We start from the raw sequence: 12,168 nt of genomic DNA, 5'->3' as shown, positions 1-12,168 counted from the left end.
GCCCGGCTCGACGACGGCTCCCCCCGCCGCGCGCAGGGCGGCGCCGACCGCGGCGACGGCTGCGACGCCGGCGGCGACCGAGACGGGTGCGTCGATGAATCCGTCGGGTACATGCATGGGGGACGTTCCGCCTTCACACTGCGCTGCCGGCACTTACTCGCTGTTTACCTGTTCAGAATAGTGCCCAGTTGCAAATCGTTGGCAAGAGTGGGGCGGATGGAAGAAGGAACGCGCGGTTTCGTCGAAATATGCGAGGCTTGGGAGCAATAGAGACGGATTGGTGTTGTTCGTCGTCTTCTGTCTGTCCGTCTGGCGGACGCTGTGCTGTCCGTCCGCTCGACGACGCTGACGCTGACGCTGTCCTGTCCGTCCGCCTGATGACGCTGTCCGCCTGATGACGCGAGGAGTCGGCCGATGTCAGCCACCACCACCGCCCCCGTCGAAGAGCGGGTCCGCGCCCGCGTCATCACCGACGACCCGCTCTACCGGGCCATCCCCGTGGCCCTGCGCTTCCTGCCCGCGGAGCCCCTCGCCGTCCGCATCGTCTTCCCGGCGGGCCTGTCCCCCGAGGGCACCGAGAACGAGTGGGTCTTCCCGCGGGCCCTGCTCGAAGCCGGGCTCCAGGCCCCGTCCGGATCCGGCGACATCCGGGTCTGGCCCGCCGGCCGGGTGCAGGCGGTCGTCGAGTTCCACTCGCCCGACGGCGTCGCCGTCGTCCAGTTCGACATCGCCGCGCTGCGCCGCTTCCTGCGCCGCACGCACGCCCCGGCCCTCGGCGTCACCCGATAGGCACAAGGCCCGGTCCCGCACCTCGAAGGGGTGCGGGACCGGGCCCGGGTGGTGCTGCTACGCCGTCAGGGCCGGCCTTACGGCTCACACCTTGACGAGTTCGCGCTCCTCCTCCGGGTCGGCCTGGGCGGCCGAGCCCTCCAGGTGCTTGCGCAGGCCCTCGCCCTCGACGTCCACGTCCGGCAGCAGCCGGTCCAGCCACTTCGGCAGCCACCAGGCCTTGTGCCCGAGCAGCGCCAGCACCGCCGGAACGATGGCCATGCGGACCACGAACGCGTCGAAGAGGACGGCGATCGCGAGGCCGAAGCCGATCATCTTGACCATCTGGTCGTCCATGCCTATGAATCCGGCGAACACCGCGATCATGATCACCGCGGCGGCGGTGACCACCCGCGCGCTGAACCGGAAGCCGGTCACGACGGCCTGGCCCGGGCGCTCGCCGTGGACGTACGCCTCCCGCATCCGGGTGACGAGGAAGACCTCGTAGTCCATGGCCAGTCCGAAGACCACGCCCACCATGAAGATCGGCATCATGCTCATGATCGGGCCGGGCTGGTCCACGCCGAACAGCGAGCCGAGCCAGCCCCACTGGTAGACCGCGACCACGGCGCCCAGGGCCGCGACCACCGAGAGCAGGAAGCCCAGGGCCGCCTTGAGCGGGACGAGGACCGAGCGGAAGACCAGCATCAGCAGCAGGAAGGCCAGGCCCACGACGAGCGCCAGGTAGGGCAGCAGCGCGTCGTTCATCTTCTGCGAGAAGTCGATGTTGATCGCGGTGGTGCCGCTGACCATCACGTCCTTGCCGCTGCCCTCGCGGATCTCGTGGACGAGGTCCTCGGTCGCCTTGGAGGAGGGGCGGTCGGCCGGGATCACCGTGATGATCGCGGCGTCACCCTGCTGGTTGAACTGCGCCGGGACGACCAGCGGCTTGCCGTCCGGTCCCTTGGCGATGCCGTCGAGCTTGGTGAGCCGGTCGAAGGTCTGGTCGGCCAGCGCCTTGTCGCCGTCCACGACCACCATCAGCGGACCGTTGAAGCCGGGGCCGAAGCCGTCGGAGATCATGTCGTACGCCTTGCGCTGGCTGGTGCCGACCGCCTTGGCGCCGTCGTCCGGCAGGCCCATCTCCAGCTTCGACGCCGGGACGGCGATCGCGCCGAGGCCGATCACGCCGGCCAGCAGGACGACGACCGGGCGGCGCAGGACGAAACGCGCCCAGCGGGTGCCGCCGTTGGGCTTGTCCGCCGCCTGCGCGGACTTCTGCCGGCCCCCGCCGAAGAGCTTGCTCTTCGTGCCGGCCGGCAGCACCTTGCGGCCCGCGAAGCCCAGGATCGCCGGGACCAGGGTGAGGGCGACGAGGACGGCGATGGCGACGGTGCCGGCGGCCGCGAAGCCCATCTTGGTGAGCATCGGGATGTTGACGACGGCCAGGCCCACCAGGGCGATGACCACGGTCAGGCCGGCGAAGACGACGGCGGAGCCGGCGGTGCCGACGGCCCGGCCCGCGGCCTCGTCGCGCTCGCTGCCCTCGGCGAGCTCGGTGCGGTAGCGGGAGACGATGAAGAGCGCGTAGTCGATGCCGACGGCGAGGCCGATCATCGTCGCCAGGATGGAGGTGGTGGTGCCCAGGTCCAGGACGTTGGCCAGGGCGGTGATCGACGAGACGCCGATGCCGACGCCGATCAGCGCGGTCAGCAGCGGCAGGCCGGCCGCGATCAGCGAACCGAAGGTGATGACCAGCACGATCGCCGCGACGACGATGCCGACGATCTCGCTGGAGCCCGTCTTGGGGGCCTCCATCAGGGCGTCGCCGCCGATCTCGACCTGCACACCGGCCGCACGGGCCTCGTCGCCGGCCCCCGTCAGCGCCGCCCGCGCCTCGTCGGTCAGCTCCATACCGCTGACCTTGTACTTCACGGTGGCGTAGGCCGTGGAGCCGTCCTGGCTGATGGCACGCGCCTCGTACGGGTCGGCGACCGAGGCGATCTGGTCCTTGCCGGGACCGGTGCGCAGGCCGGAGACGATCCGGTCGACCTGGGACCTGGTGCCCTGGTCCATGACCGTGCCGCCCGCCGGGGCCTTGATGACGATCCGGGCGGTCGCGCCGTCGGCGGACACCCCGGGGAAGCGCTTCTCCAGGAGGTCGAAGGCCCGCTGGGCCTCCGTACCGGGTATGGAGAACGAGCCGGAGCTGGGCGCGGCGGCGGTCGCCGCGCCGAAGCCGGCGAGGAACAGCAGCGCCACCCAGACGAGGGCGACGAGGCGCCGGCGCCGGAAGGCGCCCTTGCCGAGTCTGTAGAGGAAGGTGGCCACGTCGGTGGTCTCCCGTTCGGGTCGTGGGATGGGTACAGGCATGGAGAGCCGGCCCGACGACGAGAGCGGTGCGTGTCAGGAGCAGCAGGGAACCGGTCCGGCACTTCGGGTACTTCGGGTACTTCGGGTGCGTGGAACCGGTCGGGTACCGGGGGTACTGGGAGTACCGGGGTACTGGGGACTACACGCCGAGGGCGGGGAAGACCACGGCGTCGGTGAACTGCTTGAGGAAGGCCCGGTCCACCGGCCTGTCCTCGATCAGCGGAAGCGCGATGAACGCGCCGATGAGCATGTGCGGCACGAAGTCCAGGGCCGGACAGTCCGGGGCCACTTCGCCCCGGTCCACCGCCCGCTGGAGCATCGCCTGGAGCCCGGTGATCTCCGGGTCGATCAGCAGGTCCCGCAGCGCCGTGTGGAGCTCCGGGCTCTCGTGGACGGCGTGAGCCAGGCCGCGGATCAGCGCCGTGTCCTTGGCCATCTGGTCGTCGTCGGAGTGCTGGACCATGATCGCGAAGTCCCCGCGCAGCGTGCCCGTGTCGATCTCCCGCAGGGAGACCGGCTGGGTGCACCGCAGGGCCCGGGCGACCAGCTCGGGCTTGCTGCCCCACTGGCGGTAGAGCGTCGCCTTGCTGGACTTGGTACGGGCGGCCACCGCGTCCATGGTCAGCGACTCGTAGCCGACCTCGCGGAGGAGGTCCAGGACCGCCTCGTGCAGCTCGGCCTGGCGTTCGGGGGTGATCCGGCTGCGCCGGGTCGACTCCGCGTCGGCCATCTCCGCACCTCCCGTCCGAACGAAACCGTTTCGTACTCGTACGCCTACGACGATACCCCGGACCGCAGCGGAACGAAACCGTTTCGTTTCGCTTGTCGGCGTGGCATGGATCACCTGTACGAGTTGCCGCGGCCCCTTCACGCGGAAAGCATTGGGGGGTGAGTCACGACGTCGCGTACCTCCGGTTCCCGCACCTGCACGACGACCTGCTGTGCTTCGCCACCGAGGACGACCTCTGGGTCGCCCCGCTGGTCGGCGAGGGCGAAACCCCCGGCCGGGCCTGGCGGATCACCGTCGACCGGACCCGGGTCGGCCATCCCCGCTTCTCCCCCGACGGCAGCCACATCGCGTACACCACCTGGCGCAGCCTCGACCCCGAGATCCACCTCGCACCCGTGGCCGGCGGCCCGGCCCGCCGGCTCACCTACTGGGGCTCCTCCGACACCCGGGTCTGCGGCTGGACCCCGCCGGACAAGGACGGCCGCAGCGACATCCTGGCCGTCTCCTCGCACGGGCAGCCGTTCTCCTACTTCGCCTGGGCCTACAGCCTGCCCACCGACGGCAGCCCCGGCGGCAGGCTCCCCTGGGGCCCGGTCTCCGACATCGCCGTCCACGAGGACCCCCACGACGGGGAGGGGGCCGGCGAGCGGCGCACCCTGCTGCTGACCGGCAAGCCCCCGCACGAGCCGGCCGCCTGGAAGCGCTACCGGGGCGGCGCCATGGGCCGGCTGTGGCTGCACGGCAAGCGGCTGCTGCCCGACCTCGAAGGGCACCTGGACGCGCCGATGTTCGTGGCCGGCCGGATCGCCTTCCTCTCCGACCACGAGGGCGTCGGCAACCTCTACTCCTGCCTGCCCGACGGCACCGGCCTGCGCCGCCACACCGACCACGGCGAGTTCTACGCCCGGCACGCCTCCAGCGACGGCGCCCGGGTGGTCTACCAGTGCGCCGGCGACCTCTGGCTCGTGGACTCCCTCGCCCCCGGGGCCGTCCCGCGCAAGCTGGCGGTGCGGCTCGGCGGGCCGCGCGCGGGGCGCCGTACGTACCAGGTCCCGGCCGCCAGCCACGTCGAGGCCCTGTCCGTGGACGCCACCGGCCGGGCCAGCGCCGTCACCGTACGCGGCAGCCTGTACTGGCTCACCCACCGCGACGGCCCCTCCCGCACCATCGCCGACACCCCCGGGGTGCGGGTACGGCTGCCGGAGATGCTCGGCAGCGGCGGGCAGGTCGCGTACGTCACGGACGCCGAGGGCGAGGACGCCATCGAGATCGCCTACCTGCCGCGGGCCTCCGGCGACCGCCCGCCGCGCCGGCTCGCCTCCGGCGCGCTGGGCCGCGTCCTGGAGCTGGTCTCCGACCCGGACGGGGAGCGGCTGGCCATCGCCTCCCACGACGGGCGGCTGCTGCTGCTCGACACCGCCGAGACGCCCGGTGGGACCGCCCCGGAGGCCGCCGGGGAGTCCGGGGAGTCCGATGCGTCCGAGGAGTCCGGGGCGTCCGGGGAGCCCGGAGAGGCCGGGGACACCGCCCCGGACGCCGCCGGCGGGACCCCCGCCGCCGCGGCCGGAGGCTCCGGCGGCGGGCAGGTGACCGAGCTGGTCCGGTCCGAGAACGGCCCGGTGGGCGACCTGGCCTTCTCCCCCGACGGGGCGTGGGTGACCTGGTCGCACCCCGGCGTCGGGCACTCGCTGCGGCAGATCAAGATGGCCCGGATCGCCGGTCCCGGCGAGCCCACGGTCGTGGACGTCACCGACGGCCGCTTCGTGGACGAGAACCCGGTCTTCACCCGCGACGGCCGCTATCTGGCCTTCCTGTCCTGGCGCGGCTTCGACCCCGTCTACGACGTGCACACCGGCGACCTGTCCTTCCCCCTGGGCTGCCGCCCGTACCTGGTGCCGCTGTCCTCGGCCACCCCCTCGCCCTTCGCCCTCTCCCCCGACGGCCGGCCGGCCGCGGGCGGCCTGGACCCCGTCGAGACGGAGGGCAGCGGCGGCGAGGGCGGCGCCGGCACGGTCATGGTGGAGGTGGAGGGCCTGGCGAACCGGGTGCACCCCTTCCCGGTCGCCGCCTCCAAGTACTCGGCCCTGCAACCGGTCAGCGGCGGCGGCCTGGTGTGGCTGCGCTGGCCCATCTCCGGCGCGCTCGGCGAGACCTTCGCCAACCCGGCCGACGTCAGCGGCAAACCGACCCTGGAGCACTTCGACATCAGCAAGGCCCGCAAGATGGAGCTCGCCTCCGGCCTGGACTGGTTCGCGGTCAGCGGCGACGGCACCCGGATGGTCGTCAACGACGACGGCGACCTGCGGGCGGTCCCGGCCACCGAGTCCGGGGACAGCGACTCCACGGTCTACCTCGACCTGCGCCGCGTCCACCACGAGGTGGACCCGGCGGCCGAGTGGCGGCAGGCCTACGACGAGGCCGGGCGGATCATCCGCGCGTACTTCTGGGAGCCGAAGATGTGCGGCATCGACTGGGAGGGCGTGCTGCACCAGTACCGCCCCCTGGTCGAACGGGTCGCCTCCCCCGACGAGTTCGCCGACCTCCTGCGCGAGGTCCTCGGCGAGCTCGGCACCTCCCACGCGTACGTCTCCCCGGCCCGCCGCAACGAGGGGCCCCCGCACTACCAGCGGGCGATCGGCCTGCTCGGCGCCAACTTCGTGTGCCGCGACGGCCACTGGACGGTCCGCCGGATCCTGCCCGGCGACTCCTCCGACTCCAAGGCCCGCTCCCCGCTGGCCGGCACCGGCATCCGCGAGGGTGCGGTCCTCACCCATGTCGACGGCCGCCCGGTGGACCCGGTGGCCGGCCCGTACCCGCTGCTGTCGGCGGCGGGCGGGACCACCGTGGAGCTCACCTTCCAGCCGGCGGAGGGCGAGGGTCCGGCCAGACGGGTCGCCGTCGTACCGCTCGTGGACGAGCGGCCGCTGCGCTACCAGGACTGGGTGGCCAAACGGCGCGAGGTGGTCCGCGAGCTCAGCGACGGCAAGTGCGGCTACCTGCACATCCCCGACATGGGCGGCTCGGGCTGGGCGCAGTTCAACCGCGACCTGCGGCTGGAGATGTCCCGGCCCGCCCTGCTCGTGGACGTACGCGGCAACGCGGGCGGGCACATCAGCGAGCTGGTGGTGGAGAAGCTCAGCCGCTCCATCCTGGGCTGGGACCTCACCCGCAACGCCCAGCCGGTCAGCTACGCCTCCAACGCGCCGCGCGGCCCGGTGGTGGCCCTGGCCGACGAGGCGACCTCCTCCGACGGCGACATGATCACCGCGGCCTTCAAACTCCTGGGCCTGGGCCCGGTGGTGGGCCAGCGCACCTGGGGCGGGGTGGTCGGCATGACCGGCCGGCACACCCTGGGCGACGGCACCGTGATCACCGTGCCGATGAACGCGGCCTGGTTCCCGGAGTACGGCTGGTCGGTGGAGAACCATGGAGTCGAGCCGGACCTGGAGGTCCTGCGGACGCCGCTGGACTGGGCGGAGGGCCGGTTCGCCCAACTGGACGACGCCGTGCACCTGGCCCTGGAACTGCTGGAGCAGCACCCGGCCGCGGTACCGCCCGGGTACGAGGACGTCCCGGACCAGCGGCGACCGCCGCTGCCGCCGCGGAACTCGGGGTGAGACGCGGGCGGGGCTGAGACGCGGGCGGGGGTGAGACGCGGAAGGGGCGCGGCCGATCCGGATCGGCCGCGCCCCTCGGCGCTGTGTGCGTACGGAGTCCGTACGGACCCTGCGGTCAGTCCCAGGCGTCGTCGAACTCGTCGCGTACGTCGTCCAGCGGCTGCTGGCCCTTCTGCCGGGCCTGCTGCCCGTGCTGCGACGCCTTGTCCTGGGCCTGCCGGCCGCGCTTGGACGCCGTGTCCTGCGCGGCATGCCCGGCATGCCCGGCCTTCTGGGCCTTCTCCTTGAGCTCGTGCGCCTTGTCCTGGAACTGGTCCTTGATGCCCATGCTGGTCACTCCTGAGGGGGTGTGGGGGACTGGGCCTCGACCAGACTTGCACGGGCGGACACGCCTCGCATTTCGATCAGTTACGGACCGTGCGCTCCTGCTCGTCCGCCGCCCCGCCGGCTCCCACCAGGCCCTTGGGGACGTCGGCCAGGCGCGGCCCGAACCGCCTCATCTCCCGCTGTCCGCCCAGGGCGATGACCGAGGGCAGGTAGCCGCGTACCGACTGCATCCCGCGCAGCCACCACTGGGCGTACACGTGGACCGAGCGGCGCTCGATCCCGGCGACGATCCGGTCCACGGCGGGGCCGAGCGGGTACGTGCGGTTCGCCGGCCACGGCAGCCGCCGGCGCAGCTCGCGCATGACGTCGTCCTGGTCGGCGCCGCGGACCATGTCGGTGTCGGTCCACGACAGGTAGCCCACGCCCACCCTGACGCCCGTGTGGCCGACCTCGGCGCGCAGGCAGTGGGCGAAGGCCTCGACGCCCGACTTCGAGGCGCAGTACGCGGTCATCATCGGCGCCGGGGTGATCGCGGCGAGCGAGGCGATCTGGAGGAAGTAGCCGCGGCTCGCCGTGAGCACGGGCAGGAAGGCGCGGGCGGTGACCGCCCCGCCGATCAGGTTCACCTCGATGACCCGCCGCCAGGCGCCGGGGTCGGAGTCGCCGAACGGACCGCCGGCCGCGACGCCGGCGTTGGCGACCACGATGTCCACCTTGCCGAAGCGCTCCTTGACCTCCTCGGCGACCCGGGCCATGGCCTCGTGGTCGGTGACGTCGGCGAACCAGGTGTCGCTGTCGGTGTGCAGCCGCTGCGAGACCTCCTTGAGCGCCTCCGGCTCCAGCCCCACCAGGGCGACCTTCGCGCCGCGCGCGGACAGCTTGCGGGCCAGCAGCTCGCCGACGCCGCGGGCCGCGCCGGTGACGACGGCGACCTGTCCTTCGAGACTCCTGCTGGCGCTGCTACCGCTCACGAGCTCTTCTCCTTCGTCCGGGCCGTCCCGGCCAGTTGACGGATGACGTTGCTGACGGCTTCGGGCGCCTCGACGGGCGTCATGTGCCCCATGCCGGTGAGTTCGGTGAGCCCGGCGCACTGCGGCAGCGCGGCGGCCAGGGCCCGGGCGTGCACGATCGGGGTGAGCCGGTCGGCGGTCCCGCCGATGACCGCGGTCGGCACGGTGAGGCTGCGTACGTCGCGGTCCAGGTCCAGGCCGGCCAGCACCTGCGACCACCCGTGGCGGGCGGCGGCCGGACAGGCGTGCACGATCCGGGCGCAGGCCTCGACCTTGTCGGGGGCCGAACCGGGGCCCATGGTGGCGTACTTCAGCACCTGCTTCGAGACCGGCGTGACCGGGCCGAGCGGGGCCCGGGTGCCGAGCACGGCCCGGGTGAGCCGGGTCCGCACGGCTCCGGCGCGCAGCGGCACCACCCGCGCCTCCTCGACCAGGCGCGCGCTGCCGGTGCTGCACAGCACGGCGGCCGAGGCGTACGCGGCGAACTCGGGCCGCCGGGCGGCGGCCATGATCGTCATCCCGCCCATGGAGTGCCCGGCGACCAGGGCGCGCTGCCCGTCGGCCAGGGTCGCCTTCAGGACGGCGACCAGGTCGTCGGCGAGGGCGGTCGTGCTGTACTCGGCGGCCGCGGGACTGCGGCCGTGGCCGCGCTGGTCGTACGCGACGACGCGGTGGTCGCGGGCCAGTTCGCGGATCTGGGCCGCCCAGAAGGCGGTGGAGCAGGTCCAGCCGTGGGCCAGCACCACGGTGGGCGCGTCCTCCTCGCCGTGCACCTCGACGTGCAGGCGCGCGCCGTCGGCCGACTCGGCGACCAGCTCGCGCCGGGCGGCGGGCGGGGCGTAGGGCCCGGCGGTCACGTGGGTCAGCCGGCTCATGCGGCCCCCTCCGCGGCGGGGGTGGCGGGGGTGGCGGGGGTGGCCCCGGCGGCGGTCCTGGTGGCGGCCTTGGCCTTGGCCCTGGCCTTGCCTGTGGCCGGGCCCCCGGCCGTGGCCCTCGCCGCTGCAGGGACGGCCCGGTCCCGGTCCCGGTCCCGGCCGCGGACGACCTCGTACTCCGCGAGGTCCACCGCGCGCGTCTCGCGCCGGAACTCGCCCGTCGTGCCCGGCCACACGGTGGTGTTGCGGCCGCCGGCGTCGAGGTACCAGCTGGTGCAGCCGCCGGTGTTCCACACGGTGCGCTGCATCCGGTCCTGGACGCGGCGGTTCCACGCGTTGACGGCCGAGGGCCGCGCCGCGAGCGCCGCCCGCCCGCCCAACACGCCCAGCTGGCGCACGTAGTCCGCCATGTAGGAGAGCTGGGACTCGATCATGAGGATCATCGAGCTGTTCCCCAGGCCCGTGTTGGGGCCGATGATCGTCATCCAGTTCGGGAAGCCCGCCGCGGTCGCGCCTCGCAGCGACTTCATCCCGTCCTTCCACGCCTCGGCCAGCGACAGGCCGTCCACGCCCACCACGCGGTCGGCGATCGGCATGTCCGTGACGTGGAACCCGGTGCCGAAGATGATCGCGTCGACCTCGGCCTCGGTCCCGTCCGCGGCGACGAGCACCGAGCCCCGGATCTCCTTCAGCCCGGAGGCCACCACGTCGACGTCGGGCCGGGCCAGCGCCGGGTAGTACTCGCTCGACAGCAGGATGCGCTTGCAGCCGATCCGGTAGGAGGGGGTCAGCTTCGCCCGCAGCTGCGGGTCCTTGATCGCGCGGGCCATGTTCGCCTTGGCCAGCGACTCGATCAGCCCGAGCTGGTTGGGCCGCTTGGTGAAGGCGCCGACCTGGAGCTCGCGGATGCCCCACAGCAGGCCGCGGCGCGCCGCCCGGGTGAAGGGCAGCTGGCGGTGCAGCCACCGTTCCAGGCCGGTGATCGCCCGGTCCGTCTTCGGCAGCACCCATGGCGCGGTCCGCTGGAACAGCGTCAGCCGCTCCACCTCCGGCGCGATCGCCGGCACGATCTGGGCGGCCGAGGCGCCCGTACCGATCATCGCGACGCGCTTGCCGCTCAGGTCGTAGTCGTGGTCCCAGCGTGCGGAGTGGAAGACCTTGCCGGGGAACTCCGCGAGCCCCGGCACCTCCGGCATCTTCGGGTCGGACAGCGGCCCGGTCGCGGAGACCACGATGTCGGCCGTCAGGTTCCCGGCGCTGGTCTCGATGCGCCAGCACAGCTCGTCGGCGTCCCAGCGCATCATCAGGACCTCGTGGCCCAGCCGGATGTGCGGCCGCAGGCCGAAGGTGTCGGCGACGTGCTCCAGGTAGGCGCGGATGTGGGGCTGGCCGGAGAAGGTCCGGGGCCAGTCGGGATTGGGCGCGAAGGAGAAGGAGTAGAGATGGGAGGGGACGTCACACGCACACCCGGGATAACTGTTGTCCCGCCAGGTCCCGCCCACCGAGTCGGCCCGCTCCAGCACCACGAAGTCGGTGATCCCCTCGCGGCGCAGCCGGACCGCGGCCCCCAGGCCGCCGAATCCGGATCCGACCACCGCCACGCGCACATGCTCGCCCACGCCCGCCGCCCTTCACAGACTCTGCCAGCAATCACTGGCACGGTTGGGAGGGTAGAGCCTCTCCGTACTCATGGGTAGGGGTCACGCCGGGAAAGTTACCCTCGGTACGCCATAGGCTGCGCCTGTGGCGGACGAACAGACGGTACGCGAATACCGCACGGAGGAGCTGGCCGAGGCGGCGGGCATCCCCGTACGCACCCTGCGCTTCTACCGCGAGCGCAAGCTGCTGCCGCCGCCGCGCCGCGAGGGCCGGATCGCCTGGTACGACGACCACCACCTGGCCCGGCTGCGCACCATCGCCGCGCTGCTGGAGCGCGGCCACACGCTCGGCGGCATCGCGGAACTGACCGCCGCGTTCGAGCGGGGGCGCGACGTCGGCCAGCTCAGCGAGATGCTCGGCATGGGCTGGTCGGAGGAGACCCCGGTCCGGCTCACCCCGGAGGCCCTGGCCGACTACTTCGAGGGCGAGGTGACCCCGGAGAACCTGGCCGCCTCGCTCGACCTCGGCTACGTCGCCACCGACGGCGACGAGATCGTCCACGTCAGCCGCCGGCTGCTGGACGTCTCCTCGGCGCTGGTACGCGAAGGGGTCCCGCTGGCCGCCGTACTGGAGGCCGGCCGCCAGGTCCGCGTGCACGCGGACGCGATGGCCAAGCTCTTCGCGGACCTCATCTCCGCGCACGTCGAGGGCGCGGACGCCATGACGCGGCTGCGGCCGCTGGCCAAGAGCGTGGTGGAGGCGGAACTGGCGATGGCCATGGACCGCCTCCTGGCGGCGGGGGCGGGCGGGGCGGCGGGGGCGGCCGGGGCGGACCGGCCCGGCGGCGGCCCGACGGACCGGCCCGCCGC

General features: G+C 73.1%; 9 protein-coding genes. 3 read left to right on the top strand and 6 right to left on the bottom strand.

What is annotated here, in order from left to right; translation table 11 throughout:
• Nucleotides 1–414: 414 nt before the first annotated feature.
• A complete protein-coding gene (locus tag GPJ59_RS25965; RefSeq protein ID WP_219670118.1) occupies nt 415–789 on the top strand; it encodes an SsgA family sporulation/cell division regulator in 375 nt (124 codons plus the stop codon).
• 84 nt (nt 790–873) lie between these two features.
• Here the strand turns inward: GPJ59_RS25965 and GPJ59_RS25960 are convergent, their stop codons facing one another.
• Nucleotides 874–3,099, bottom strand: coding sequence for an MMPL family transporter (locus tag GPJ59_RS25960; RefSeq protein WP_219670119.1), 2,226 nt, complete (start codon nt 3,097–3,099; stop codon nt 874–876).
• A gap of 181 nt (nt 3,100–3,280) precedes the next feature.
• Nucleotides 3,281–3,871: a TetR/AcrR family transcriptional regulator gene (locus tag GPJ59_RS25955; RefSeq protein ID WP_219670117.1), complete on the bottom strand. Its 591-nt coding sequence runs from the start codon at nt 3,869–3,871 to the stop codon at nt 3,281–3,283.
• Nucleotides 3,872–4,029: 158 nt separating this feature from the next.
• Between GPJ59_RS25955 and GPJ59_RS25950 the strand changes: the two genes are divergently transcribed.
• Nucleotides 4,030–7,488 (top strand): S41 family peptidase, encoded by a 3,459-nt coding sequence (locus GPJ59_RS25950; protein WP_219670116.1) that lies wholly within the window; start codon nt 4,030–4,032, stop codon nt 7,486–7,488.
• 115 nt (nt 7,489–7,603) lie between these two features.
• Here GPJ59_RS25950 and GPJ59_RS25945 read toward each other — a convergent pair whose 3' ends face one another.
• From GPJ59_RS25945 to GPJ59_RS25930, 4 genes are all read right to left on the bottom strand, one after another.
• On the bottom strand, nt 7,604–7,816 hold the full coding sequence (locus GPJ59_RS25945; RefSeq protein ID WP_219670115.1) for a hypothetical protein: 213 nt from the start codon (nt 7,814–7,816) through the stop codon (nt 7,604–7,606).
• A 76-nt stretch (nt 7,817–7,892) separates the two neighbouring features.
• Nucleotides 7,893–8,786 carry an SDR family oxidoreductase gene (locus GPJ59_RS25940; RefSeq protein ID WP_219670114.1) on the bottom strand — a complete coding sequence of 298 codons (894 nt, stop codon included), beginning with the start codon at nt 8,784–8,786 and terminating at the stop codon, nt 7,893–7,895.
• Entirely contained in the window at nt 8,783–9,700 is a 918-nt protein-coding gene (locus GPJ59_RS25935; protein ID WP_219670113.1) for an alpha/beta fold hydrolase, read from the bottom strand. The genes GPJ59_RS25940 and GPJ59_RS25935 overlap by 4 nt, the downstream gene beginning before the upstream one ends.
• The gene (locus tag GPJ59_RS25930; protein ID WP_219670112.1) at nt 9,697–11,319 is read right to left on the bottom strand and encodes a flavin-containing monooxygenase; all 1,623 of its coding nucleotides are present in this window, start codon (nt 11,317–11,319) and stop codon (nt 9,697–9,699) included. The genes GPJ59_RS25935 and GPJ59_RS25930 overlap by 4 nt, the downstream gene beginning before the upstream one ends.
• A 124-nt stretch (nt 11,320–11,443) precedes the next feature.
• Between GPJ59_RS25930 and GPJ59_RS25925 the strand changes: the two genes are divergently transcribed.
• On the top strand, nt 11,444–12,168 hold a 725-nt coding region (locus tag GPJ59_RS25925), incomplete at its 3' end, for a MerR family transcriptional regulator (RefSeq protein WP_219670111.1).

Source organism: Streptomyces bambusae, from assembly GCF_019400985.1.
Classification (GTDB): Bacteria; Actinomycetota; Actinomycetes; order Streptomycetales; family Streptomycetaceae; genus Streptomyces; species Streptomyces bambusae_A.
This window is presented reverse-complemented; position numbering and strand designations above follow the sequence as displayed.